We start from the raw sequence: 24,877 nt of genomic DNA on the forward strand, positions 1-24,877 counted from the left end.
TCTTGGCTTATTGAGTTTAATGTACCAGAATGCGCACTACCTCTAAATAGCCCGAATGCCCATATTGCCACTGCCACGGCTAGTGCTATGGCTACCGCTATCAGTATTATTGTTGCTATTACGTTGGATATACCCTTCCTATTAGCCATACTCATCGGTAATTATTTTAACCGCTATATTTTTAAGTATTACTCTAAGCTTTACTCATGTCATACATAGGTATTGGATTTTAATTACACTAATAATACGTTAAAGTATATATAAAAATTAACATTGAGCCTACCGCTAAATTAATGTTACGTTAATTAACGTATGCTGCGGCTAATCATTGGCTTACGGGTATTATGTACGTTAATTTCCCATTCCTATACACTAAAATAGCCCTCCCACCCCACTGCACGTTCCTAGCCTCCCCCCTATTCTTACCCTTATTAATCAGTAACTGCGTTAACTCCTCCAGCTCACCAATTGTTGAAACAACCTTAACCATAGCCCCCTCACTCTCCCTACCCACCTTAACCCTAATAACCTGCCCATTCTTAAGCAGGTTCACTGCAACCCTAGTTAAGGATACTAGTGATGCTGTTACTTCATTAATAGGCCCCCTATCTATTATTGAGGGGGCATTACCGCCATTGAATAACCTAACCTCAATAACATCAGCCCCACCCCTAATTCCCTTAACCCCAGCCTCAGTTGCCAGTAGGCCCCCTGCCTCAATCCCCCTCCCCTCACTCCTACTCCTCATTAATTCCCTCACTAGGGATGCCGTTAAGCCTGCCACGTAGCCTAGATCCATGATTATTACGTAAACCCCAATTGAGGCTAAGGCCCCAAGCACCACGGCTAGGCCTAGGGCTAGTACGGCTATGGCTATTAGGAGTAGGGCTGATATTAATAATGGTGGCCTCTTAAGGCCTATTACTATGGCTAGGGCCACGCCCATTGCCATTGATATTAATTCACCTAGGGGCATTGTGTTAATTTTCCTTACCCATTATTAAGCGTTAGCCCTTGAAATGCCTAGGAGTAGCCTATATAATTTAACCACGGTCCTAAGGGTTCTTATTGAGGATGCCTTAAGCCCCAATCCACCCCTTAATTCACTAATCCACTTACCACACTCCCCCTCACTTAACCCAAGCCTACTACATACGCAGCTCCAGTCGCTGCATTGGGCTATAGCATCCATTACCTCCTCCATACCCCTTTGATTACTCATTAATGCTGTTAATGCGTCTGTAAGCTCCTCAATTAAGCCGTATATGGCTGACTCAACGGCTGTCCTTAATTCATCAGGCTTAAGGACAATGGACTCCTCAAGTTCAATAACCCTAACCCCAAGCTCCTCTGCAAGGGCCCTACTGGAATCATTACTAAAACCCCTGGCTACTATTAGGGGCTTAGCGTTAATTAACTTAGCATTAGTGTAGGCCTGCCTAACCCCACTCACGTCAACCTTACCTGACTTAACCTCAACGGAATACTTATTACCGCACTCATCCTCAACTATTAAATCAACTTCACCAACCTCAACACCATTACTAGTAACCTTAACCCTCCTATCCATTACCCTGAAACCAAGCCTACTGAGTAATTCAGCAACATAATCCTCAAACCTAACCCCACTGCTCACTACCACTCAGTAGGACGCTGGTTGAAATACTTAACCATATGAAGAGTATAAACGTTTAAAGGCTTTCAAGATTACTATTGATAATATTAACCCAATTAGGGGCTAATCCTCTTCATTTTAATAGGAGCCTTTTTATAGTTGATTACGCTGAAGTGGCGCCCTCATACTGTGTGGGCTATGCCATTGGGGTTGAGGAAGCCGCATAACTAACCCACCGTAAAGCCAGTGGCTGAGGGATAAACCCCCACACTCAATCATAGATGAAAACAAAAGCATAGAGGGCAAACGGGAGTTAATATTTAGGATTATAGAGGCATTAGGCTTAAACACAGCTTCTAATCTTTACGGCATTAACAACACCCGTAGACTTCGGTGATGAAGATATTTACCCCCTTGGTTCAGTAACCATGGGGCATTAATGCCTAATTAACTGAATACATATGCTTAAGCTCCTGTATCTTTCCCGCCATAAATAATGAAACCTTCAGCTGTAGCTCATTTTTTATGTAACATGTTCTATTCCTGTTGATTGAATGATAATGTGGGAGGAATATTGTTTTAGCGGGCCCGCCGGGACTTGAACCCGGGTCCTACGGCTCCGGAGGCCGCCGCTCTAATCCATGCTGAGCTACGGGCCCTTAGGCAAGTCAATGCTGCTGTTATTTTAGTGTTTCCTAGTAGGAATCATGGTTGATTTCCCTAATGTATAGTTATGCCTTAAATCTGGCTGCATATGATTTAAGGTTAATGTATCCCATGTAAATCATATACATCATGGCGGCGTACATGGCTATGGTGACTAATACAGGCGGTGAGGCGTAGAGTGTGCTTATGCCACCTATTATTAGCCATAGGCTGTTTAGTATTGGTGCAAAGAATGTTGCCATGAATGCTACCACGACTGCTGATGCTATGATTAATATCATGCTATCCCTTAATGCGTACTTAAACTCCCTACGCATAACACTCTGCTTAATCATATATGAGTACACTGATAATGCTATTGATGCCACCGCTATGATTATGACTGGGATAACGTTAAGTACATATATTAATGGTATGTTTCCAGCAGTCTTAGTTGGAACTGTGAGCACCAGTGATGCTGATACGAAGGCTATTAGGGCTATGATACCGGTGAAGAAGCCATATAGGTAGTAGCTTGCCGCCTTATCTAATGGGGGCCTCTCCTCAGCCTTAACTTGGGTTGGCTGAATTGGCTGGCTAATTGGCTGATTCCAAGGCTGCGGTGACTGTTGGGCGTAGTACTGTAGTTGATTCAATGGTATTGGCTGCACCTCAGTCTGGTTAACTATAATTATGTCGCCAATGGAACTAACCTTATCCACTGGTACAGCCACATAGCCTGTTGGCCCAATAATCCTCAGGTATACGGTACCCTCGTAATCATATTCATCATACACTATGCCCAATGCCTTACCGCTCACTGTGTATGCGTACTTCCTCGCTGCCGCACCGGGCGCCATGGGTACTGGTTCCCTTGGGTAGATGGAGTTATCAACTATTACTATGTCGCCGATTGCCTTAACTAAGTCTATTAATATTGGGGCTTGAACAACATTGGACCTAACTAATATGTAGAGTTTCCCATCCTGCCCAGTGTAAATGTTGTATGCATGCCCAATGAACCAGCCATTTTCCGTGTACACCTGCCTACCTAATATTAATGAAGGTTCCTGGTTCTTCTGCACAATTGCCGTTATTCAAAGTGTAGTTAAATATTTTCCGCATAGTTAATTAAGAGGCCTACTGTTTAATGTTCTCTGAGGCGTACACGTATATGCCATCTAATATACCTGGTGCCGACTCCCTGCCGTGTGGACTGGGCCTATTCTTACCCCTGAGTGTTGTGGCTAACTCAATGTTGGCTGCAAATTGGCTAACCAACTCCTTATCAATACCCTCCACCACTATGTCATCCTTAACCACCTGAACCTTAATGCCCTGTGGTATTTGGAGAATTATCTTAGACCTCCTACCTAGGAAATTCTCTATTACCACACTATTACCCTGAACCTTAACGCTTATTGGGAAGTGGGCGTAAACCACCTTAAGCTTATACCTCCAGCCCTTAGTTACGCCAATTACCATATTCCTAATGTGCCCAGCAACAGTGAATACCGTTGACTTAGCCTTCCTATCCAATGCAAAGCCCTCCACTGTAACCTTCCCATCCCTTAAACTCACCAGTACTGGTAATCCCTTAAACTCCTTTACCACTGAACCCAAGGGCCCCTTAACCGTTATCCTGTAGTTCAATTCCCCTCCCTCAACGTTAACCTCCACCCCCTCAGGTACCTCAATGACCTCTGATAAGTAAGGCACCTTAGCCATTACGTTAGGTGGCCACTAGGCCTTAATAAGCTTAATGCTATCCACTAATGAGCATTACCATTATGGTAAAGGCATAAGTAGTAATTATTCCTCAAGGCGATATAACTGTCCCAGTAATCCCCTTAATTAATTCAATTGCCTTACCTAACCTACCTATATAAGCCCTCCTACCACCACCCTCAATGAACCTAATTACTGCCTCCACCTTAGGGCCCATGTTACCTTCAGGGAATTGGCCCTCATTATAGTACCTCCTCAATTCACTAACGCTTACTGAGGTTAATGGTTCTTGGTTAGGCTTACCGTAGTTTAAGTAGACGTAATCGACATCACTGAGTATCATTAATTCATCAGCGCCAATACTATTTGCAAGCAATTGAGCGGCCAGATCCTTATCAATAACAGCCTCAACGCCCTCATGATTAATGACTGGTACACCACCGCCGCCAACTGCAATAATTATGTTACCATTATTAATTAATTGCTTAATTACATCAGCCTCAATTATGGATACTGGCCTTGGTGATGGGACAACCCTCCTCCAACCACCCCTAGGATCCCTTCTGAAAACCCAATCCTTAACTCTACTTAACTCAACAGCCTCAGCCTCACTGTAGGCTGGCCCAATGAACTTGGTGGGGTTCCTGAAGGCTTCATCATTACTATTAACCATGACCCTGGTCACAATCGCCGCCGCCCTGGCATCCAATCCCCTTCGCTTAGCCTCACCCTCAATTGCGTTTGCGAGAAGATACCCCATCCAACCCTCTGTGGCTGCAACAGCCATGTCTAGGCTTAATGAATCACTAATCCTCTCGGCTATTAAGCCAACCTGGGGGCCATTACCATGAGTAACAATTACCCTATATCCTAATTGAACCATATTAATGATATCAACCGCAGCCTCCCTAACAGCCTCCAACTGATCCTTAGGTGAACCCACCCTTGAGCCAGTCTTAGCGAACGCATTCCCACCTAGTGCAATAACCAGCATCATGCCTTATGCATTACGCTCAAGTATTTATATATTTCCCTTAATTAGAAGTAGAGTAAGTAGTAGTTCATATTCTAAGTAGTTTAAGTAATGAACCACGGATGTAGTTAACACTACCCTCAAACACATTATCAATATTATCCAGGAAATTCATAATCATATCATATGTTATTAGCTTAATCGCCTCCTCCCTACTTAACCCCCTCATCCTGAAGTAAAGCTCCTGATCCTCATCTAGGGAGGCGTCTGATGCAGAATGCCTAGCACCATTAACATCACCTGTATCAACCATTATCACTGGTACTGACATACCCACTGCATTACTTGAACCTATAAATACCTTACCCTCTATGTTAGTGTACGACCACTTACCATGATCACTAATCCTCCCAAAACCCCTATGTATTACTGTGGCTGAATCCAGGGCAATAGCCTTAGTGATTGAGTTGCTGCTGGAGCCTTCACCATAATGCGTTAGGTTCACCATATAGTCAATCCTAGATGAATATAAGCCAACTTCAAGTGAATTAACATTAACTATTGACTCCCTCCCCTTCAATATGTAGTCTTCCCTATGGTGAGTCATCTTCCCATTAACCACTATTGAGTATGAGTTAACCTTAGCCCTAACCCCCTCATTAACCCTAATTAAATTGAAGGCTGGATCCACATTAACTGAATATATGAGTAAATTGACAATAGCACCATCATTTACATTCAATTCTACAATATTGGTTCCGCAGCCTCCATTCCCAATAATGCTTAGGAAAATATTCGCTAAAGCACCTTCATTAACATTTATTATTATGTGGTTAGAATTCATCTCGCTACCTCCACCACTGTAACTCATCATTACCCTAATGTTAGATGATTCACCTAATGTTAATGAGTACATCTCCCTTATGTTAATGAAGTGCCTTGCAATTATCCTTGACTCAGATGGATCTATACTGGTTACAGCATTATTACTAGTTAATTCATTACCCTTAATTAGTGTACCATTATGTATAACCATGTCGTACTCATTAAATGAAATTGATGGGGGTAGCGTATTTCCATTGTTTGATTCAACACAATTATCGAAGAGGCTCCACTGCGTATAGTACTTGACCGTTGGTGAATCCTTAATTAACTGGTACGGTATCCTGCCAGCTAGCTCCCTTGCCTTAACCTTAATCTCTTCAGGCACTAACATGGATTAAGCCACCTTACCGTATTTACTGAATTCAAGGCTAATTACCCTGTTTAAAACCATGGCGTACTCAAATGGTAAGCCCTCAGTTACATCACTTATGAATCCAAGAACCACTAGGCCTTTAGCCTCCTCTTCGCTTAGTCCGCGGCTCCTTAGGTAGAATAACTTATCCTCACTTATCCTACCTGTGTAGGCTTCATGGGTTACTACGGCCGTATCCTCAAACACCTGCTCATGAGGGATAGTGTAAGCCTTAGACTTATCATCAAGTATTAGTGAATCGCAGGCAACATGAGACTTAACGTACTTGGCACCCTTCCTAACATATACTACTCCCTTATATACTGCCGTTCCGCCGTTGGCTGATATTGACTTATTCACTATTTTAGAGTAGGTGTTTGGTGCGTCATGTATTACCTTAGCCCCGTTCTCCTTAACGTGCCTATTACCATTGGCAATAGTTATACCCGTTATCTCAGTTCCAGCCCCCTCACCCTTGAGTATTGTGGATGGGTAGACGAAACTGGCAACACTACCTATACTGGCCTCAACCCACTCAACCTTAGCATTCCCCTCGGCTATTGCCCTCTTATTATTGAAGTTTATTACATTCTTACTCCAATTCTGCACCGTGGTGAACCTTATCCTAGCCCCCTCATGTGCATATAACTCAACCATACCATCATGGAAACTATACCTGCTAAGCCTTGGGGCTGAGCAGCCTTCAATGTAGTGTATGTAACTACCCTTATCGGCTATAACCAATGTGTGTTCAAATTGGCCCTCACCTGCATTACTAATTAGGAAGAAAGCCTCGATGGGTGCTTCAATCCTAACACCCGGGGGTACGTAGACGAATACACCACCGCTCCAAAGTGCTCCATGTAGTGCAGCGAACTTATGTTCAGGTGGGAATATTTTCATGAAGTACTGCTTAATTAAGTCGGGATACTTCTGTACAGCCTCCTCCATTGGCATTACCACTACGCCCTTTTCAGCTAATTGCTTCTTAATGTTGAAGTATATGATTTCAGAGTCCAATTGCGCACCAAGGCCTAGTAATGCCCTAGCCTCTATTTCAGGTATGTTTGCTGATTCATAGTAGCTCCTAATTTCGGGTGGTATTTCATCCCAGCTGCTGGCCCTATTAACATCGGGCTTGGCGTAGGTTAAGTATTCCTCAAGGTTAATGCTCTCCAGGACCCAGTTGGGTAACCAGTTTGGTGCAGGTAGCTTATTGAATAATTCAAGGTTCCTCAACCTAAACCTCCTCATCCAATCAGGCTCATTCTTAATCTTAGATATTTCCTCAATAACATCACTGGTTATTTTACCCTTAATCTCAATACTCCTCCTAACTGGCGTATCCCTACTTAAAACCTCCTCTGGGGTTAAACCCCCCTCAATGAGGTTACGTAAATCCTGCTTCATTTTTACCTCACCTTAAGGAAGTTCTCGTAGCCGATCTTCTCAATCTCCTCCACTAACTCTAACCCACCTTCAGCAATTATCCTCCCCTTACTTAAAACCAGTACCTTAGTGGGTTTAAGTGTGTGTAGGATTCTAGCACTATGGGTGGTTAACACTATGCCTGTTCCTGAGTTAACTAAGTTAAGTAAAACCTTTCCAACGGCGTAAACTCCATCAACGTCCAGCCCTGAGTCGGGTTCATCAATTAAGGCTATCTTAGGCTTAGCCATGAGTAGCTGAAGCACCTCACTCCTCTTCATCTCCCCACCGCTGAAGCCATGGTTCACACCCCTACTTAAGTGGGCTGGGGTTAATCCAACCTCCTGAACACCCTTAATTAGGTTATTTACAAGGCTTGGTGGGGCTGGGTCAGTTAACTTTCTACCATTCATTTTATTAACCATAGCAGTTATTAATGTTGATAACCTAACCTCAGGTACTGCAATTGGCGTTTGGAAGGCAACCATTATACCCTTCATTACCCTCTCCTCAGGGAGTAGTGGGGTTAAGTCGTCATTATCCAGTAATACCCTGCCCTTAATTACATTATACTTAGGGTGGCCGGCAATAGTCATGAATAATGTTGTCTTACCACTACCATTAGGCCCCATTAATGCTAAAACCTCCCCACTCTTGACGCTGAATGATACATCCTCTATAATCACCTTACCATCAACTGAAACCGTTAAGTTTTCAACCTTTAACTCAGCCATACTTGATACCTCAGCATACCCCCACGTGACACCTATTTAAAACTTTTCGTGGGAGTCACAAGCAACATATTTACAATTATGCATTTACATTATTAAACATAACATTAAGGCGTTGGGCTCATACGAACCCTGGAATCAGAAGGGGATAATTTATTAAAGATGCCCCAACCCCAGCACGGGCCTTTCCCACGGCCTCGCGGACCGCAGTACTCAGCACCGCGGTGGGGCGTTTCACTTCCAGGTTCTGATGAGTCTGGGTGGGTCCACCCCACCTATGGCCGGGTTATGGGGCAGTTACCATAGTGGTGTGGGGCTTTTAAGCATTACTAATCATTTAAGCATCACCCCTTAACTGGTTAATGTGCAGAAACGCTTTTATAGCGCCCTCAAAACCCAACTTTCCGTGGGCAAGATTAAACCTAGTAGGACTAGGGAGTTCGGTAAAGGTTCCCTTAGATGCGTTAGGTGTGGTACTCATGAGGCTATAATAAGGAAGTATGGATTAATGCTGTGCAGGAGGTGCTTTAGGGAGGTGGCGCCACAGCTTGGGTTCAAGAAATACTACTAAGGCTACTCTTAAATCGCCAAGACCAGTGGAACCACTATGGGAACCAGTATTGTGAGTAGTAGGCCGTTTGATATTGAGGCTACTGAGTAATCCTTACCTAAGGCAGACACGTAGACTGGTAATGTATCGTCCATTGATGTTGCCCCACCAATACTTATCAGGGCCTGTGGAGTACCCGGTATGAAGGGGACTAGGATGAAGGTTAATTGCTCCCTGAGGAAGTTTGATAGGAAGGCTAGTAAACCATAATACGGCCCTGCATATAACGCAACCACGGGTCCAGTGAACGTGTACCAACCCATACCTAGGGCTATGGCTAGGGATACATTCAATCTAATGCTGAAGGCGTAAGATAGGATTAAGCCTGAGAGTAAGCCACCTAGGAGGGCGCTCACCCCAGCCTGTATCCCAATCCTTCCCCCAGCTATCAATGATTTAACATTCATCACCCTACTTGAGGATAAGCCAATAACCCCAGCTAAGGCTATTAACTCAACTTCAATAATATTACCTACATCCACTACGTGGAGGAGTACTCCAGTTAACCAGCCAATTGCTAAAGTTACTATGAATATTAACGGAGTCTTACTCATGAGCCTTAATGAACCATTACGCCTCCTCTCCCCTATCATAATCCCTACAGTATAGGATAATGCCACGGTTAATAATGAGTAAATTAATGAGTAGGCTATTAGGGAGCCGGCCTTACTAATGCTTGTCAACTGCCCACCACCCCATAGACTTATTGTGAATATTAGTATTATGACAATGGGCATTACCGCCTTATCCGAGGCCTCACTAATGGATGCTGGGGTTAACTTACCGATTACAATTGAGGCTGCAAACACAGCTATGAATATGAACCCGGCAATATCCATTGAAGCCTAGTTAAGTAGGCCTTTTATAAACTGTACCTAAAGGGTTGAGCCTCATAGTCATATATCCCATGCATGCCTCAGGGTAATTCCTAATCATAGTTAGGGATAAGGGGGTATGTATTAAATCTCATGGGCTACGTATATTTTAAAATGGCATGTAAGCTTAATGACTGAATGCTTATAAATCAGTTAATCAACATGCAGTATTAATGAGTAGGTTAAACATTATCATGATAGTGTACGTTGCTGCGGTGGTGTTGCTGATTTTCATATACTTCACTAGCATTGGCTTCTCAACCTTCATAGCCTTCGATAAGGGGTTCTCAACTCAATTAACATTAACCTTACCCTTGAGTTCAATAGTCATAAACGATAACCCTAATGGAGTGGTCTTCGTAACAATATCCCTCAATAAACTGTTTCACCTGCTTTTCGAAGCATCAATAGTATCTGCAATAGTAGGGTTAATTATACTGGCTGTAACTAAGTTAATATACGGTAAGGAGGCTAATAATGTATTCAACGGTAATAATACCTTATTTAAGTTACTTATACCAAGCTCACTGCTGGCCTTAGGATTACTGCTCGTGATTCCATTACCCATAAGCATATATTTTAATAATGGTTACGTAATAATAGTATCAAACATAGGAATAGCCTTCAGTGGAGTATTCCTGCTGCTGTCAGCCTTGTCAATACTCTCCATAGTTAAAACATATGGTAAATACGGTGAATTAACGGAATTAGCCGTTGAAATAGAGTTAACTGAGAGTGATACAATGCCCATGGATTACGGTGAAGTCACCGAAGCCTCTTAACTAATCTTAATAATGCATAATGCTGATACGGCGTTCTGATTCTGAAGAGAGTAAAGGAGATTAAGGGCAAATGGCTTAGATGAATCATATGAAGCTATTGTAACCGTACCCACGTAATATGGCCTACTGGGGAGAATCACAGTATCAGTAACAGTTAGGCTATCAATTATATTTATTGGATTAACTAACTCAACACCTCCATTACCATAATTATTAACGGTTATATTAGATGTTAGCACTATGATCCCATTCTGCAGCTTAATTGACCCCAATGTGGCTAAAATTGGGTTACCTTGAGTTACCGGTATATCTATTATCAACATGACTGGATTACCGTAACCTAGTATTTTATTAGCTACATTTAATGATGCATTGATTAGTATATTAACCTGGCCTAAACCATTACCATTATTTATTATTAACATGCTGCATGAGGACCCAAGATTTGCAGAACCATACTCATAAACGTAGCCGCCTGAGGTTAAGTAATTAACCGTATTATTGAGTACTAGTAATGTTTTACTGTAATTACTAAGCATAATCATTAATTCAGTGTAGTTACTCTTCAATGAATTATACTTCATGCTTAACTCTGTGTAGTTCCTATATAGGCTTGCAGTGTAGTTTAATAATGCATCAGTCTTATTCTTATAGCTGCTGGTAAGTATTGTTAATGTTGAATTGCATATGTTTAGGGAATTGGTTAATGACTTAATTGTATTACTTGATTTGGTTAAATTAATATATAAGTTATTGATTACATTAGTGTAATTAATTATCCTAGCATTAAGTACTCTTGTTGTGTTGATGCATTCATTATATTTAGAATTAACATTATTGTACATTTGCGTTGTTAAATTGTATTTAGCAAGGAGTATACTGTATTGCCCTGTTAAGTTCATGAGGCTGCTCCTTAATGTACTAAAGTTTGCGTTTAATAGTGAGTATTTCAGTTCTAGTTCACCGTACATGAGCTTCAATGATGTGTAATTAGACATTAGGCTAATGTAACTGCTCTTAATACTTACGTAGTCCCTACTAATGTTACCAATGGCCAGTAGGAGCTCAACAATGATTATTAAAGCTAATGCCATTACTATGGCTGAATGTATACTTATCCTCATTATACTGCCTTCAAGCTTAAGCATTATTAAGCATTTTTCTAAGCCATAGTGGGCCCGCCGGGACTTGAACCCGGGATCTCCCGCGAACTGATGCCACGCATCGTCAGGCGGGCATCCTAACCAAGCTAGACTACGGGCCCTTTAAACACCGAGTCCATTATGGTTTATAAGCTTTTCCATGAATCAACAATACTTAATGATTATGTTACTGGGTTTAGGTTATTCTTACTTTGAGGTGCTTTGACTACTGTTCTCGCTTGGCTTATTATTTGGTTCAGTCTGCGTATTAGCCTCTGTTGATTGGGTTGATGATGCTGGCGTAACGGCTGCTGAGGCTGCCACCGGTAATTGCCTTTGCGGCTTCTGCTGCCCTCTTAGTATTGGCTTCTTACTCTTCCTCTCATCCTCAGACCTAACTTTAATTATTCCAAGGTAAATTGCACAGTTGACGCAGTAGGTCTTAGTAATGTAGTATCTCGGCACTATTGCCCCCTGCTTCTCAAGCTCCTTAGCTAAGTCGGAGGGTATTGGTGAGTAAGGTACAGTTACCCTAACAGCCTTTGACCTGGGTATCATTTTTCCGCAATTATCACAGTAAACTATTGACTCTTTACCCTTATCCCCCTTATGTCTCCCCCTGTTTTTCCTCTTCTTAGGCACGAATATCACCATTAAGATTCCAGTATTTAAGTCTTTCCTTAAACTTACCCTGCAATGTTACCTAATAAATCAGGTTGAACATTGAATTTAACTCAACTTCATTCAATTGAGTTAAGTTATTTAAACCGAGCGTACTTCACACTGTAGCATGAGTAATGTTTTCAGGGATCTTAAGTACGTTGAGGTCTCATTTAAGTGCACGCTCTGCGGATTATGCTGCATAAACACTAGGATGGAACTACTGCCTGAGGATATTGAGAGGATTGAGCAATTGGGCTATAGCCTCAACTACTTCGCGGAATTTGATGAAGAGTATGGGGTATGGAGGCTTAGGAATATTAATAATCACTGCGTGTTCTTTGATGAGGCCAGTAAAAGGTGCAAGATATATGAGAATAGGCCGGTGGGTTGTAGGCTTTACCCGCTTAACTACGATGATGATTACGGTGTCGTGGTTGATAAATACTGCCCCCAATGGGGTACCGTACCCATGAGTGAGGTAAGTAGGCTTAAGCCTATTGTTGAATTATTTGTTAGAAGGATTAAGGAAACTGATGAATACGTTAGGGTTAAGAGGGCTGGTATTAGGATTCACTTAAGAATTCATTAATACCCAATTATCGTTAATGTACTCCCCCTCTGAAGCTTCACGGGATTATCCAGGATTATTGAGACGTGGCCATCCTCAATATTCACTATTGCCTTAACCTCGGCACCATTGTAGAAAACCCTAATGGACTTACCCATGAAGCCGCCGAGCATTATTTTACTAACCTCCACCTCACCAACCCTACCAATCAACTTAACCTCATTATCACTGTAATCCAGTGTAATAACTGATCCAGGTGCAAGCACAGGCCCTCTGATGGGTGTCTTAATGCTGGGGCTTATTGTGATTGACTTATCCCTCCCAATATACCTGAATCCAGCTATGGCATTGGGTATATCAAGTGATACCAGTGGCCTAAAGTAATGGCCATCGCACTCAACATGATTCCAGTATAATCCATAATCAACATACCTATCATGAACACTGCGCAGTATTTCTAAGCCCTCATTAACCAACCCCTCCCATATCATGTGTATTGCAACAGGTATCTCTATACCAGTCCAAGGTGTGTCCATTTGCCCACTAACACTGTATGGTATTCCAGTACCGTTAAAGTATTTTAAGTCACCAACCAATGATGGCCTGGGCTTACCTGGGTATGATGCGTTAATTAAGCCTTCACCCTTCTTAAAATTATTCCTATATATTGCCCTCAGCATTGAGACTACCTTACCCTTATCTACTGCGTAATCTAGGCCTAAGAGAACCTTGAGGTACCATTCCCCAGTTAAGCCAGCTGTCATTACTGCATTATCCCTAAGGCCACTCACAGGGTCGAACCATAAGTCGAAGTACTCGCCATTCCACAGGTATTTAATAAAGTTGCTTAAGGCACTGTTGAAGACTTCACTTAACTTATTGGCGTAGGCCTCATCACCAGCATCATTAGTAATATTTAACGCCGCCTTTAATGCAGCTACCCAGAGATCCGAGGTGAATGACGCAATACCCAGCAGGCTCATTGCATCAAACGTATTAACCGTCGTGTAGAAGTACATTGGCCCACTGAAAAGCAGCCTCATTAATTCCCTCTCCCTCCAATCCCTCCCAAGCACACTAGCCACCTGTGAGGATCCCTCATAACCAGATGGTGGAGTATGGTAGGGTAAGTTTAGCTTGGCGTCATTATGCTGCCTTAACATAGCCTCAATAACAGTCTTTATGCTCCCCCAAATATCCTTAAGGAATGATGAATCCCCAGTCCAGTAATAGTTTAGTAGGCTTATTAGTATGAATTCAGGCATTAAATCATTCCTATCATACCCGTCAACACTGCCCTCACTGGCCCTAAAGGCATGAGGTACCCTACCTGTTGGATCTAACCCAGTCTTCTCAACTATCGCCCTTACCGTACTCCTAAACTTCTCAACATCATGCTGTATAGTAGGGTCCTTGGTTAAGGCCTCCCTGTATAGCCTCATGTTTTCAGGGAAGGCTAATGCAAAAACCTCATAGAAGGGTGACATCCCAGGTTTAAGAATGAACTCTGAGAACTGGCGACTAACCTTAACAGCCAGGTTAGGGTAGAGTAGGGCAATACCGACAATACCCCATAGGGCAACGTCAAGCGTGGTTAAGCCACAGCACCCTGGCCCACCCTCCCAAACAGCGAAGTAACCATCCTTAGTTAGCCAAGTTGACTTAGGTAATGTTGTTAATTGAGATGCCGCTAGGTCAATTATCCATTCATCGTAGTTAGCATCATACAGTGAATTCACAAACTCCTTAACCTCACTATAAAGCCTATTGAAGTTCTTAACCGAGTAGTCCAGAACCTCCTTAACATTCTTAAATAAGTTCTCATAATAGTGGCCAACTAATTTACCATCATTATCAATGTGGTTAGGGTAATGCCAAGCAATAATGAGTACTATTGATGCTGATTCACCAGGCTTAAGCCTAACACTCTTAGTTAGTGCTGAGTATAAGTCAACGCCATATGCCTCATCACTAGCAATACCACTTAATAAGCCATCACCCCTAAAATCAACCATTAACCTCCTTAACGCATTAATGAACTCACCCCTATTCCTTTGATTCAACCTAAGCGCCACTGCTGAGTCGAATCCACCCATGAAAGCTAGTGCTAATTCACCATTAAACATACCGTGAGTCTTCGGGATACCCAACCCACTGAGGCTTACCCCACTGTAGCCCTCACCCTCAATTAACTTATTAACCACTCCAATACTTTCATTAATCCTATGTGGATTCCTCATAATGCCCATTAGCGATAGCTCCACGGTAACCCTACCCCTATTCACTAGGTTGAATTTAAGGAAGGCAGCTGGTATTGCTGAGTCATTAACGTTACCTGGTATTAATGATCCAAAGGCCTCCAATTCCACCCCTATACCATACTCCTCCAGTGAAGGGTCTATGAACCTGAGAATAGCCATAGGTGGCTTACCCGTGAATTCAATTTCCCTAACAGGCCTAAACCAAGGCATGTGGTATGGGTGAACCACGGCGCTTGGCCCGCACCCCCTGTAGGTTAAGTCTTGGTCAGTCTCAACCCAGAAGCCTGTCTTAAGTAGCCTAACCACTGGTTCAGAGCCCTCGGGGGCTATCCTAATCATGAAGGCTAAGTCAGAGTCATTAACATAGAACTCCGGTTCACCGTAATTACTCCACCTCCTATTATTGAATATTAACCATTCCTTAAAGGATCCATCAGGCCAAATCTCAATTGAACCCGTACCTAAGCCGCCGAGCGGTATTCCTGAGGAGAACCTTGAAGAGTAAACCCTCATGCGTTAGAGCGCAGGGCGGTTATTTTAATGCATTGCCCATGCCCCCTCACTTGAATTTAACGGATATCCTGTATTCATTCACCTTATCCTTAGCCTTCTCCCTCAACTCCCTATGCCTACTTAGGAATGCCTTAACCTTATCGTAAAGCATTAGTTTACATTCACCGCAGAGTAACCTACCACCCCTGCAGTCCTCGTAAATCCTCTTAACGGCTTCATCATTATCATCAATGAGAGTATGATACTTGAAGACTGGGCATATGTCTGGGTTACCACCTAGCCTACGTTGAAGCTCAACTGTTGGCTGGCCGCCGGTGAAGGCATTCATAATCTTCCTCTTAACCTCCTTCTCATCATCATTAACGTAGAGCGCTGAGTCTGGGTTGGATGCGCTCATCTTATCCTCACCTGTTAATCCTGGGAGGAATTTACTGTATAGTGTGGCTGGCTTGGGGTAGTTGAGGGATTCAGCAATATCCCTGGCAAGCCTGAAGTAGGGGTCCTGGTCTATGGCCGTTGGTATTAGTACTGGGGTTTCCCTACCGAATAATTCAGTTGGTAGGAAGGCTACCGCTATTTCAATGGCTGGGAAGAAGGATGCACCAATGTTATTTGAGTCAGTGAAGCCGAAGGTATTCTTAACGGTGGATAAGGTGAGCTTCTTAGCAGCCTTAACGGCTATTTTATAAAGGTACTTAATGTCATCTGTATCCACAATTATGTGTAGCCTATCAGGCGTGAAACCAAGGGCTATTAGGCTAAGGGCATTATCGTAAGCCAACCTATTAGTATCCTCAAGCGTATAACCCTCCCTAACCAGGAACTTCTCATCATCAGTAAGCTCAAAGAAGTAATGCACATTAAACTTATCCACAAACCACTTAGTCAGCATCCAAGGCACTAGGTGGCCCACATGAAGGTCACCACTTGGACCCCTACCATTATATATTGCCCATGATTCACCTAACTTAGCCCTATTTAATACCTCCCTAAACCCCCTATGTGCGTAGAAGAATCCCCTCCTGATTAAGTAATGTACGTCACCCCCTGTTAAATCCTTAAGTAGGCTTAAGTCATCTTCAGTTAATAATTGGACGCCGAACTCCTTAGCTAGCCTTAGGTAATCCACCTTACCCTTAACCTCCCATGGAGTGACAGCATACTCCTGACCCAGATAAGAATCACCGAAGGCACCCACTATTAGGTGTATAAAAGCATTTCATTCATTGAAATATTAAATGTGGAGGATTAAGGTTAATTATTCCCCCATAAGTGTAGTGTCTTTAGTAACTTAATAAAGCACAGGTAGTGTTAAATTAAGTAAATCGGGCTTAATATTTTTAAACACTTAACGTAACGTTAGGCATTATGAGTAATGAAGTTGTGATAGTGGGGTATGTGAGGACTCCCATAGGCAAGTTCGGTGGTTCACTTAAGAGTGTTAAATCCCCCCACTTGGCTGCTGAGTCGATAAGGGCATTATTAAGGAGGACTAAGGTTGATTCAAGTATGATTGATGAGGTTATATTTGGTTCAACACTACAGGGTGGGATGGGGCAGAATATTTCCCGCTACGCAGCATTACTGGCTGGTTTACCGAACTCAGTCAGTGCCTATACGGTTAATAGGGTTTGTTCATCGGGTATGCAGGCAATTATTGATGCTTATAGGGAGTTGGTGCTTGGTGATGCGTCATTAGTTATTGCCGGGGGAGTTGACTCAATGAGTACTCAACCAATAGCCTTACCCAGTGAGTATAGGTGGGGTGTTAAGCACTTCATAGTTAAGACAATTCAGCCAATAGATCTAATGGTTTACGATGGTTTAATGGATCCAGCAACAATGATGGTAATGGGGCAGGAGGCTGATTTGGTGGCTAAGGAGAATGAACTAACTAGGGATGAGTTAGATAACTACGCCTACATGAGCCACATGAGGGCTGTTAAGGCCACTGAGGGTAAGCTCTTTAAGGAGATTGAACCAATAGATACTACAATAGAGGGTGAGAGGATTAAGCTTGATCATGATGAGGGCATTAGGCCTGATACAAGCCTAGAGAAGCTTAAGGCCCTTAAACCAGCCTTCACCCCCAATGGATTCCATACAGCAGGTAATTCATCACAGTTGAGTGATGGGGCTGCGGCATTACTGTTAACAACAATGGATAAGGCTAAGGAAATGGGATTAAGGCCAGTAGCTAAAATCCTCGGCTACGCCTGGTACATGATTGAACCAAGGAGGTTCACTGAGGCTCCAACCTACGTTATAGATAAGGTGCTTAGGAAGCTTAACCTAAGCATTAACTCAATTGACTACTTTGAGGTTAATGAAGCCTTCGCGGTGGTTAATGTCCTGGTTAATAAGAGGCTTGGTGTACCGTACGATAAAATGAACATATTCGGCGGTGCAATAGCCATTGGCCATCCCCTAGGCGCCAGTGGGGCTAGGATTGTGACAACATTGTTAACAGGCCTTGAATATACTGGTGGTAGGATTGGGGTCGCTGCCCTATGCCATGGTACTGGGGGAGCTACCGCGCTTGTTGTTGAGAGGTTATGAATTAAAATTAACCCCTTACGGGTATGTAATTAACCTTATTACCATCAATGCTTATTATAATACCCCTAAGTACACCAAACTGATACTCACTACCAGCGTTGAAGACCAGTATCTTAGCTCCATTAACCTTAATTGCATCAACGCCACCTGACTCATGAATGTGGCCATGCAGGCCCATTAATGGCTTATACTCCTCAATAATCCTCCTAACGCTTGTACTACCTACATGGGTTAAAACAGCCTCCCCACCCCTTCTAACAACCTTAAAGTCACTGGTCAGCATTGGCGCCTGGTCTATTACCGTACCATGGGGTGGTGCATGAACAACTAGTATTGTCCTTGAGTACTCACCCTTATCCAGCTTATTCATTAATTTACTTAACCTCTCATACATCTCCCCCTCACTTAACTCCCTGTGCGTGTTCCATGGGGTTATATTTGAGTACCCGAAGCCAACTAGCATGTGGCTGTTTAGGTTAACCACATTCTCATCGAAGGGAATAATGCTACTCCACTGCCTACTATTAACGCCATTAATTACGTCAATTGGATCATCATTACCAGGTATTATATACATTTTAACTCCCTGCTGCCTATACTTCTCATCAATCACGTTAAGGTACTCCACTATATCATTTGTTAGGGTTTCATTGAAGACCTTGTTTAAGTAATCCTTATCATTCCTCATCCTCTCATACTCCTCCTCAGTAACAACCCTAACATGGTAGCCTGAACCCCTTAACTCCTTAATCTTGCCCTCAGCTTCACTACCCTTAAGCAACTTATCCTCACTAATTAATGGTATTTTATATGAATCATTAATCCTAATCACCGGTACCAGAACTTTACCCGCCAGGTCACCTGCGAAGATAACTGCATCAACCTTATAATACTTTACAGCATTAGCTAGCTTCCTGTAGGCGGTCTCGGATCCATGGAGGTCTGATACGAGTAGTAGCTTTAGTTTACTCACAAGTCCCCTTCAAGGGTTTGTTTAAAAACCTATCTATGGATTTTGCAATTTATTTTAAAAATTTAAGATATTTCATTGAATTTAATGATTGCGGGAGTTTTAAAAACCCAACACATGAACCCCACTGTGGTTCAGCAGTTATCGAAGACTACTAGGGTTGAGGAATTGGCGCCCGGCATAGAGATAATTGAGGAGTGCCCTAGGGATATTAAGGCCCTTGATGGTAGCCTAATTCTACTCTTCGGTAAGTGGAATGTGAACGACGTCGTTATTAGGGATCCAGGCTTAAGGAGGTACATGTGCCTTAAACCAATGCTACTACCGCATACTGAGGGTAAGTATCAGAATAGGAAGTTCGGTAAGGCAATGATACCTATAATTGAGAGGATGATGAATCAACTCATGAAGCCGGGGAGGAATGCCGGTAAGAAGCAGAAGGCCTATAAGATACTTAAGACCGCCTTCGACATAATATACGTAGCCACAGGCAAGAATCCTGTTCAAGTATTCGTTGACGCGGTAATCAATGTTGCACCTAGGGAGGAGATTACGAGGGTGATATATGGTGGTATAGCGTACCCAGTCTCAGTTGATGTTGGCCCAACGAGGAGGCTTGACTTGGCAATAAGGTGGATTGCAGAGGGGGCTAGGGCATGCTCATTCAATAATCCAAGGCCAATAGAGGAGTGTTTAGCCAATGAGATAATGGCGGCAGCTAACAATGATCCAGCAAGCTACGCCCTCAGGAGGAGGGATGAGATGGAGAGGGTTGCGGCAACTGCAAGATGATCCTAAGCTTTATTACTCTTCAATTAAACTTTTATTAAATGGATTTAAGAACCCTAACCCAACTGAACTTCTTGGGGACTAATTCAGCAGGTAATTCAACGCCCACAAGCTCAATGTTTACAGTGTCCTGGAACCATGGGGTAGCCCTACCAAGGGCCCTAGGCATATAATTCCTAATTCTCATACCTCTACTTGCAGCTGCATGTACTATAACAGTATTATCAATATTTAAACCCCTATAGCTCGCATTACTCTCAAGGTTCTTTAAGACTTGGAGGAAGGAGTCAGCAACCTTAACAGGCCACTTAGCCACCGGCCAGCCATCCCAGGGGGCATTATGGTGAGCCTGCTTCTTAGTGAACTCCTTAATGGGTACTGGGGCCTTCAAGTCCTTAACCTTCTCCATGTAGTCCTCAGCCTGCTTAATCGTTAGGAATCTAATGGCTCTAGCGGTTTCAATAGCCTTTTTCCAACTAATCCTAAACTCAAAACCCCTAGCCTTAGCTATCTGGTCAGCACTAATGGTTACATTATACCTCCTCTTAACCAGCTCAATGACATCCTCATCCTCTATAGACCAATACCTCATTAATCAAACCCATGCATTAAAGAATATTTAAGCATTTCTAAATGCTTAACCACTAGCCAACTCAAGAAATTAAGTAATCTTCTGAGCCATACTCCAATAACAAGTATGATAATGAAGCCTAAGCCATTATTCCAAATGGCCATTAAGTGAAANNTGCTGCATGGTAGGAGCCATTACTTAATTCCCACTTCCCATTAATGCCTGGTGGAGGTATTGTGCGGCTCTGAGGGAGAGGCATAGGGAGCTTGATATTGGGAGGAAGCTGGTTAAGCTTAATTATTACTGAGGCTTTGAGGGGGTTGCAATAGTCCTGGAGGACTTACCAAGAATGCGCCGGAGCATATGGTGAAGGACGTGGGGGGATCGCAGCTTAGGCTTAGAATATACCACTCAGCCCCCTCCTACCTCAAAAAGGCTATTATTGAGGAGGCTGGGGATGCAACTCCCATGCCATTGGACTCGAAGGAGCCTCATGACCCACTTACCATCAAGCCAGTGGCTGAGGGCTAAGCCCCATTACTTAATCATTAATGAACATAAAATAATTGAAATAAAAAGCATAGGGCAAACGGAATAAAGTATCAATGTATTAAATTCGGTAAGTTATTCACCTTAACGTAATGCTGATTAAGGGTTAGGTTGGCTGCAATAATAATGAGCATTGCGCTTACTGTAACAAATTACGTGGGTATAGTTGCATTTGCTGTGTCAGGTTCAATAAAGGCTATTAGGAAGGGTATGGATTTACTGGGCATAGTCGTGCTTGGGTTCACAACGGCCTTAGGTGGGGGTATTATATCTAATATTATTCTTGGGATTCACCCACCTATTAATTTAACTTACCTACCATACCCCCTCACTGCAATTTCAGCTAGCTTAGCAACATTCATATTCTATAAGGCCTTCAGCAACGCTGGTAAGCCACTCATGTATGCTGATGCAGTGGGCCTTGGTGCCTTCTCGGCCTCTGGGGCTTCCTTGGCTTATTCAGTTTCACATAATCCACTACTAGTTGTGCTTGTGGGTTCAATAACGGCTGTTGGTGGTGGTGTTATTAGGGATCTCTTGTCTAATGAGGTACCTGTTATTTTAACTAGGGAATTCTACGCGTCGGCAGCTATACTTGGTTCGCTTGTTTACTTCCTGCTTAGATTCATTGGCGTTAATGACGCATCAGCGGCATTGGCATCAATGACTGTTACTATTATCCTCAGGTTCATGGCGTTAAGGCTTAAGTGGGAGTTACCCAGGAGGGTTATTAATGAGGGCATTGCCAAAGCTTAATGGGTATAAAATCTTATAAATCCACCCTGTTTTAGGTTGAGTAATGAGTAGTTACATTAGGCCTATTGAGGAGGCTTATAGGGGTGTTAAGCAGAGGGCTAAGGGGCGTAGGTTTAATCAGACGGTGGACTTGATTATTAAGCTGAGGGATGTTGATGTTAAGAAGCCTGAAAACAGGATCAACGTAACGGTTCCGTTACCTAATCCATTGAGTAAGCAGGCTAAGGTATGTGTAATAGCCAGCGGCGCCACAATAACTGCAGCCAGGGATGCTGGGGCTGACTTAGTGATAACTAGGGATGACTTAAGCAAGTATGGTGATAAGAAGAGTGTGAGGAGGTTGGCTCAGCAGTATGACTTCTTCCTGGCTTCACCAGACTTAATGGTTCAGATAGGTAGGGTAATGGGGCCTATACTGGGGCCTAGGGGTAAGATGCCTGATGTGATACCGCCCAATGCAGATGTTAAGGCCCTAATAGATAGGTATAGGAGGAGTGTTAGAGTTAGGCTTAGGGATCAGCCTCAAATAATGGTTAAGGTGGGTACCGAGGACATGGATCCATCTAAAGTGGCTGAAAACGCATTAACAGTACTTGAGGAGGTGGCTAGGAAGTATGGTTGGGATAAGATTAAGGAAGTTGAATTAAAGCTAACAATGAGCCCACCAATTAAGGTAAACATATCTACCCAATAACCCCCAATTTTACTAATGGGTTAAATAATTAAAGTAGTGCCCTACACTACACCTATGAGGATTGAGAGCCCGGCCTTTAGGAACGAGGACATGATCCCAGTTAAATACACGTGTGATGGGGATGATGTTTCACCAACCTTAAGGTGGTTTGACCCCCCACCCAACGTGAAGAGTTTCGCGCTAATAATGGAGGACCCGGACGCACCCATGGGAACCTTCACGCATTGGATACTGTATAATATTCCACCAAGCCTAAGTGAACTCCCTGAGAATATTCCAAAGAAACCTGAGGTTCAAGGCATAGGCATGCAGGGTGTTAATGACTTCAGTAGGGTTGGCTACGGTGGGCCATGCCCACCCAGGGCCCACTCCCCCCATAGGTACTACTTCAGGTTGTATGCCTTAGACACTATGCTTAACCTTAAACCAGGCGCAAGCCTTAATGAGGTTAGGGGGGCGATGGCTGGGCACATCATAGCTGAGGCATACTTAATGGGTAGGTACGGTAGGAGGAGGTGAATAAACTGGGTGCTTGGGTTCATTTACCTTAAATCAATGCCCATATTGTTGAATGCTTTAAGGTTGGAAATCTTTAAAAGGGTTGCATTAAGCGGCATATAGAATGGTTAGCGTTAAGGATGTACCGCAGGATAAGCTGGTGGAGAGGGTGGCTAAGTACCTTAAGGATAATGTGCCTCAAGTTAAGCCCCCCCAGTGGGCGATCTACGTTAAGACTGGTAGGAATAAGGATAGGCCGCCTCAAAATGATGATTGGTGGTACCTTAGGGCAGCGGCAGTGTTGAGGAGGGTTTACTTAAATGGCCCCGTGGGCTTGGGGAGCCTTAGGTCATCATTCAGCTACAGGGCTAAGTTAGGGCCAAAGGCTAGGAGTGAGAGGACTGCTAAGGCTGGTGGAGCTGTGATTAGGAATATACTTCATCAACTTGAGGCCGCCGGCTTAATTGAGAGGACTAATGTAGGAAGAGTCATTACGCCTAAGGGTAGGTCACTGATGGATAAGTTAGCCTCAGAGCTCTTCAAGGAGCTTAAGATTAACATTAAGGTCTTCCCACAGTAGCATCACCACTGCATTTTAATGTACAGTTGAACCTGGACAGTAACTCAACCAGGGCCTTAATGGCATTATTAAATTCCCTCAACCCCTCCTCAGTAACCCTATAGTACTTCTTACCATCCTTATCGAAGCTCTCAAGCAAACCATCCCTCTCCATCTTATATAAGACCACGTAAACTGATACAGTGGTTACGTTTATCATGTACTTACCCTTAATCTCCTTAACTATCTCATAACCAGTCCTTGGCCCATTAATCAAGGCATTAATCACATAGATCCATAGGTTCTCCTTAGTTATCTTACTTATGAACCTGGTTAGGGCCTTACCCACGTTACCCTATCCTTGGTTAAGCTTTTAACTTATCCACAGTACGATGCCTAATGATTGGTAGAATTAAGGACACACTGGAGCATGTCCTAGAGAGGATTGCACCCATACTACCTAAGAACCCAAACCTATTAACGTTAATCGGCCTACTGGTATCATTACTATCAATACCCATCGCCCTAATTAAACAATACCCAGTACTACTACCCATTATTATACTGGCTTCAGGATTCTTCGACGCGGTGGATGGATTATCAGCGAGATTCAATAAGATGGTGTCTAATTCAGGCGCATTCCTGGACTCAGCCCTAGATAGGTTCGAGGATTCAGCAATAATAATAGCAGTTGCAGTATTAAGTGGACTTAAAACCACAATAATGATGGAGGCCTACGTGGCTGTTGTGGGCTCATTATTAACAAGCTACATGAGGGCTAGAGCAGAATCCCTCGGCTTAAGAATGCTTGGAGTAGGCTTCTTCGAGAGGCCGGAACGCCTAATATACCTATTCACATTAACATTAATCTACGCATTAATTAAGAGCAACGCAGTATTAACCTACGGCATGGGCCTATTCGCACTAATAACCCTAACCACAGCCATCCAACGCACCATAGTAGCATACAGGCTACTTAAAGAAAACAAACACCAACAATAACCACTCATCACCACCTCAGTGCTCCAGACCACTATCACTGGGGCAACCCCTCACATGGATTCAACATAACAGCATATTAAACTTAACCCACATTAAAAGACAAGGATTAAACAGCATAAACGCATGAATACATAAGGTAAAAGTGAGAAAGGGCAAACA

The 24,877-nt window shown here is 43.1% G+C and carries 27 protein-coding genes, 2 tRNA genes, 1 rRNA gene and 1 pseudogene; 11 read left to right on the top strand and 20 right to left on the bottom strand.

Annotation, left to right across the window (positions count from 1 at the left end; translation table 11 throughout):
• From BP896_RS04065 to rrf, 11 genes are all read right to left on the bottom strand, one after another.
• A partial coding sequence (locus tag BP896_RS04065; RefSeq protein WP_349681929.1) for an archaellin/type IV pilin N-terminal domain-containing protein occupies positions 1–155 on the bottom strand: 155 nt, incomplete at its 3' end.
• A gap of 170 nt (positions 156–325) precedes the next feature.
• Positions 326–976 (bottom strand): hypothetical protein, encoded by a 651-nt coding sequence (locus BP896_RS04070; RefSeq protein ID WP_291765950.1) that lies wholly within the window; start codon positions 974–976, stop codon positions 326–328.
• A gap of 24 nt (positions 977–1,000) precedes the next feature.
• A complete protein-coding gene (locus BP896_RS04075; protein WP_291765952.1) occupies positions 1,001–1,642 on the bottom strand; it encodes a restriction endonuclease in 642 nt (213 codons plus the stop codon).
• Between the two features lie 556 nt (positions 1,643–2,198).
• Positions 2,199–2,274, bottom strand: a tRNA-Arg gene (locus BP896_RS04080).
• Positions 2,275–2,346: 72 nt separating this feature from the next.
• Positions 2,347–3,345: a hypothetical protein gene (locus BP896_RS04085; RefSeq protein ID WP_291765954.1), complete on the bottom strand. Its 999-nt coding sequence runs from the start codon at positions 3,343–3,345 to the stop codon at positions 2,347–2,349.
• Positions 3,346–3,400: 55 nt separating this feature from the next.
• On the bottom strand, positions 3,401–3,988 hold the full coding sequence (locus BP896_RS04090; RefSeq protein ID WP_291765955.1) for a 50S ribosomal protein L6: 588 nt from the start codon (positions 3,986–3,988) through the stop codon (positions 3,401–3,403).
• A gap of 91 nt (positions 3,989–4,079) precedes the next feature.
• Positions 4,080–4,985, bottom strand: a complete 906-nt coding sequence (gene arcC, locus BP896_RS04095; protein ID WP_291765956.1) for a carbamate kinase — start codon at positions 4,983–4,985, stop codon at positions 4,080–4,082.
• 64 nt (positions 4,986–5,049) lie between these two features.
• Positions 5,050–6,177: a SufB/SufD family protein gene (locus BP896_RS04100; protein ID WP_291765957.1), complete on the bottom strand. Its 1,128-nt coding sequence runs from the start codon at positions 6,175–6,177 to the stop codon at positions 5,050–5,052.
• A 3-nt stretch (positions 6,178–6,180) separates the two neighbouring features.
• Complete coding sequence (sufB, locus tag BP896_RS04105; protein WP_291765959.1) at positions 6,181–7,608, bottom strand: Fe-S cluster assembly protein SufB; 1,428 nt, start codon at positions 7,606–7,608, stop codon at positions 6,181–6,183.
• Between the two features lie 2 nt (positions 7,609–7,610).
• Positions 7,611–8,360 (bottom strand): Fe-S cluster assembly ATPase SufC, encoded by a 750-nt coding sequence (gene sufC / locus BP896_RS04110; protein ID WP_291765961.1) that lies wholly within the window; start codon positions 8,358–8,360, stop codon positions 7,611–7,613.
• Between the two features lie 165 nt (positions 8,361–8,525).
• Positions 8,526–8,646, bottom strand: a 5S ribosomal RNA gene (gene rrf, locus BP896_RS04115).
• A gap of 117 nt (positions 8,647–8,763) precedes the next feature.
• On the opposite strand from rrf, the gene BP896_RS04120 reads away from it, so the two are divergent.
• Positions 8,764–8,928, top strand: a complete 165-nt coding sequence (locus tag BP896_RS04120; RefSeq protein ID WP_291765964.1) for a 30S ribosomal protein S14 — start codon at positions 8,764–8,766, stop codon at positions 8,926–8,928.
• An 8-nt stretch (positions 8,929–8,936) separates the two neighbouring features.
• Here BP896_RS04120 and BP896_RS04125 read toward each other — a convergent pair whose 3' ends face one another.
• Positions 8,937–9,806 (bottom strand): lysine exporter LysO family protein, encoded by an 870-nt coding sequence (locus tag BP896_RS04125; protein WP_291765967.1) that lies wholly within the window; start codon positions 9,804–9,806, stop codon positions 8,937–8,939.
• Between the two features lie 209 nt (positions 9,807–10,015).
• Here BP896_RS04125 and BP896_RS04130 point away from each other — a divergent pair, with 209 nt between their 5' ends.
• Complete coding sequence (locus BP896_RS04130) at positions 10,016–10,624, top strand: hypothetical protein (RefSeq protein ID WP_291765968.1); 609 nt, start codon at positions 10,016–10,018, stop codon at positions 10,622–10,624.
• On the opposite strand, the gene BP896_RS04135 is transcribed toward BP896_RS04130, so the two are convergent.
• From BP896_RS04135 to BP896_RS09900, 3 genes and pseudogenes are all read right to left on the bottom strand, one after another.
• On the bottom strand, positions 10,621–11,748 hold the full coding sequence (locus BP896_RS04135; protein WP_291765969.1) for a hypothetical protein: 1,128 nt from the start codon (positions 11,746–11,748) through the stop codon (positions 10,621–10,623). The two genes, BP896_RS04130 and BP896_RS04135, sit on opposite strands and share 4 nt — an antisense overlap.
• Positions 11,749–11,797: 49 nt before the next feature.
• A tRNA-Val gene (locus BP896_RS04140) sits at positions 11,798–11,888 on the bottom strand.
• 238 nt (positions 11,889–12,126) lie between these two features.
• A pseudogene (locus BP896_RS09900) lies at positions 12,127–12,408 on the bottom strand (30S ribosomal protein S26e); the annotation flags it as partial.
• Between the two features lie 148 nt (positions 12,409–12,556).
• On the opposite strand from BP896_RS09900, the gene BP896_RS04150 reads away from it, so the two are divergent.
• Entirely contained in the window at positions 12,557–13,018 is a 462-nt protein-coding gene (locus BP896_RS04150; RefSeq protein WP_291765972.1) for a YkgJ family cysteine cluster protein, read from the top strand.
• Here the strand turns inward: BP896_RS04150 and BP896_RS04155 are convergent.
• Both BP896_RS04155 and BP896_RS04160 read right to left on the bottom strand, forming a co-directional pair.
• Positions 13,015–15,771: a GH116 family glycosyl hydrolase gene (locus BP896_RS04155; protein ID WP_291765974.1), complete on the bottom strand. Its 2,757-nt coding sequence runs from the start codon at positions 15,769–15,771 to the stop codon at positions 13,015–13,017. The two genes, BP896_RS04150 and BP896_RS04155, sit on opposite strands and share 4 nt — an antisense overlap.
• Positions 15,772–15,817: 46 nt before the next feature.
• Positions 15,818–16,945, bottom strand: a complete 1,128-nt coding sequence (locus BP896_RS04160) for a tryptophan--tRNA ligase (RefSeq protein WP_291765996.1) — start codon at positions 16,943–16,945, stop codon at positions 15,818–15,820.
• Positions 16,946–17,139: 194 nt separating this feature from the next.
• On the opposite strand from BP896_RS04160, the gene BP896_RS04165 reads away from it, so the two are divergent.
• Positions 17,140–18,330: a thiolase family protein gene (locus BP896_RS04165; RefSeq protein ID WP_291765976.1), complete on the top strand. Its 1,191-nt coding sequence runs from the start codon at positions 17,140–17,142 to the stop codon at positions 18,328–18,330.
• Between the two features lie 7 nt (positions 18,331–18,337).
• On the opposite strand, the gene BP896_RS04170 is transcribed toward BP896_RS04165, so the two are convergent.
• Complete coding sequence (locus BP896_RS04170) at positions 18,338–19,303, bottom strand: metallophosphoesterase family protein (protein ID WP_291765978.1); 966 nt, start codon at positions 19,301–19,303, stop codon at positions 18,338–18,340.
• 84 nt (positions 19,304–19,387) lie between these two features.
• On the opposite strand from BP896_RS04170, the gene BP896_RS04175 reads away from it, so the two are divergent.
• The gene (locus BP896_RS04175) at positions 19,388–20,092 is read left to right on the top strand and encodes a 30S ribosomal protein S7 (RefSeq protein WP_414633185.1); all 705 of its coding nucleotides are present in this window, start codon (positions 19,388–19,390) and stop codon (positions 20,090–20,092) included.
• Between the two features lie 34 nt (positions 20,093–20,126).
• Here the strand turns inward: BP896_RS04175 and BP896_RS04180 are convergent, their stop codons facing one another.
• Entirely contained in the window at positions 20,127–20,681 is a 555-nt protein-coding gene (locus BP896_RS04180) for a 50S ribosomal protein L22 (protein WP_291765980.1), read from the bottom strand.
• A 354-nt stretch (positions 20,682–21,035) separates the two neighbouring features.
• Here BP896_RS04180 and BP896_RS09905 point away from each other — a divergent pair, with 354 nt between their 5' ends.
• From BP896_RS09905 to BP896_RS04205, 5 genes are all read left to right on the top strand, one after another.
• Positions 21,036–21,191 carry a hypothetical protein gene (locus BP896_RS09905; RefSeq protein WP_291765983.1) on the top strand — a complete coding sequence of 52 codons (156 nt, stop codon included), beginning with the start codon at positions 21,036–21,038 and terminating at the stop codon, positions 21,189–21,191.
• A gap of 144 nt (positions 21,192–21,335) precedes the next feature.
• Complete coding sequence (locus BP896_RS04190; RefSeq protein WP_291765985.1) at positions 21,336–21,965, top strand: trimeric intracellular cation channel family protein; 630 nt, start codon at positions 21,336–21,338, stop codon at positions 21,963–21,965.
• A 43-nt stretch (positions 21,966–22,008) separates the two neighbouring features.
• A complete protein-coding gene (locus tag BP896_RS04195; RefSeq protein WP_291765987.1) occupies positions 22,009–22,659 on the top strand; it encodes a 50S ribosomal protein L1 in 651 nt (216 codons plus the stop codon).
• Between the two features lie 54 nt (positions 22,660–22,713).
• Positions 22,714–23,178: a YbhB/YbcL family Raf kinase inhibitor-like protein gene (locus BP896_RS04200; protein WP_291765989.1), complete on the top strand. Its 465-nt coding sequence runs from the start codon at positions 22,714–22,716 to the stop codon at positions 23,176–23,178.
• A 103-nt stretch (positions 23,179–23,281) separates the two neighbouring features.
• A complete protein-coding gene (locus BP896_RS04205) occupies positions 23,282–23,737 on the top strand; it encodes a 30S ribosomal protein S19e (RefSeq protein WP_291765991.1) in 456 nt (151 codons plus the stop codon).
• On the opposite strand, the gene BP896_RS04210 is transcribed toward BP896_RS04205, so the two are convergent.
• Positions 23,718–24,065, bottom strand: coding sequence for a PadR family transcriptional regulator (locus tag BP896_RS04210; RefSeq protein WP_291765994.1), 348 nt, complete (start codon positions 24,063–24,065; stop codon positions 23,718–23,720). The two genes, BP896_RS04205 and BP896_RS04210, sit on opposite strands and share 20 nt — an antisense overlap.
• A 50-nt stretch (positions 24,066–24,115) precedes the next feature.
• Here BP896_RS04210 and pgsA point away from each other — a divergent pair, with 50 nt between their 5' ends.
• Positions 24,116–24,718, top strand: coding sequence for an archaetidylinositol phosphate synthase (gene pgsA / locus BP896_RS04215; RefSeq protein WP_291765995.1), 603 nt, complete (start codon positions 24,116–24,118; stop codon positions 24,716–24,718).
• Positions 24,719–24,877 lie beyond the last annotated feature (159 nt).

It is taken from the genome of Caldivirga sp. UBA161, assembly GCF_002506515.1.
Lineage (GTDB): Archaea > Thermoproteota > Thermoprotei > Thermoproteales > Thermocladiaceae > Caldivirga.

Excerpts from the sequence above, each read along its gene's own strand:
- BP896_RS04200 (WP_291765989.1), top strand. The coding sequence starts at position 22,714 with ATGAGGATTGAGAGCCCGGCCTTTAGGAACGAGGACATGATCCCAGTT.
- BP896_RS04150 (WP_291765972.1), top strand. The coding sequence starts at position 12,557 with ATGAGTAATGTTTTCAGGGATCTTAAGTACGTTGAGGTCTCATTTAAG.
- BP896_RS04130 (WP_291765968.1), top strand. The coding sequence starts at position 10,016 with ATGAGTAGGTTAAACATTATCATGATAGTGTACGTTGCTGCGGTGGTG.
- BP896_RS04090 (WP_291765955.1), bottom strand. The coding sequence starts at position 3,988 with ATGGCTAAGGTGCCTTACTTATCAGAGGTCATTGAGGTACCTGAGGGG.
- BP896_RS04100 (WP_291765957.1), bottom strand. The coding sequence starts at position 6,177 with ATGTTAGTGCCTGAAGAGATTAAGGTTAAGGCAAGGGAGCTAGCTGGC.
- BP896_RS04195 (WP_291765987.1), top strand. The coding sequence starts at position 22,009 with ATGAGTAGTTACATTAGGCCTATTGAGGAGGCTTATAGGGGTGTTAAG.
- BP896_RS04205 (WP_291765991.1), top strand. The coding sequence starts at position 23,282 with ATGGTTAGCGTTAAGGATGTACCGCAGGATAAGCTGGTGGAGAGGGTG.
- BP896_RS04155 (WP_291765974.1), bottom strand. The coding sequence starts at position 15,771 with ATGAGGGTTTACTCTTCAAGGTTCTCCTCAGGAATACCGCTCGGCGGC.
- sufC (WP_291765961.1), bottom strand. The coding sequence starts at position 8,360 with ATGGCTGAGTTAAAGGTTGAAAACTTAACGGTTTCAGTTGATGGTAAG.
- BP896_RS04180 (WP_291765980.1), bottom strand. The coding sequence starts at position 20,681 with ATGAGGTATTGGTCTATAGAGGATGAGGATGTCATTGAGCTGGTTAAG.
- BP896_RS04165 (WP_291765976.1), top strand. The coding sequence starts at position 17,140 with ATGAGTAATGAAGTTGTGATAGTGGGGTATGTGAGGACTCCCATAGGC.
- sufB (WP_291765959.1), bottom strand. The coding sequence starts at position 7,608 with ATGAAGCAGGATTTACGTAACCTCATTGAGGGGGGTTTAACCCCAGAG.
- BP896_RS04125 (WP_291765967.1), bottom strand. The coding sequence starts at position 9,806 with ATGGATATTGCCGGGTTCATATTCATAGCTGTGTTTGCAGCCTCAATT.
- BP896_RS04175 (WP_414633185.1), top strand. The coding sequence starts at position 19,388 with ATGATTGCGGGAGTTTTAAAAACCCAACACATGAACCCCACTGTGGTT.
- arcC (WP_291765956.1), bottom strand. The coding sequence starts at position 4,985 with ATGATGCTGGTTATTGCACTAGGTGGGAATGCGTTCGCTAAGACTGGC.
- BP896_RS04190 (WP_291765985.1), top strand. The coding sequence starts at position 21,336 with ATGAGCATTGCGCTTACTGTAACAAATTACGTGGGTATAGTTGCATTT.
- pgsA (WP_291765995.1), top strand. The coding sequence starts at position 24,116 with ATGATTGGTAGAATTAAGGACACACTGGAGCATGTCCTAGAGAGGATT.
- BP896_RS04135 (WP_291765969.1), bottom strand. The coding sequence starts at position 11,748 with ATGAGGATAAGTATACATTCAGCCATAGTAATGGCATTAGCTTTAATA.
- BP896_RS04070 (WP_291765950.1), bottom strand. The coding sequence starts at position 976 with ATGCCCCTAGGTGAATTAATATCAATGGCAATGGGCGTGGCCCTAGCC.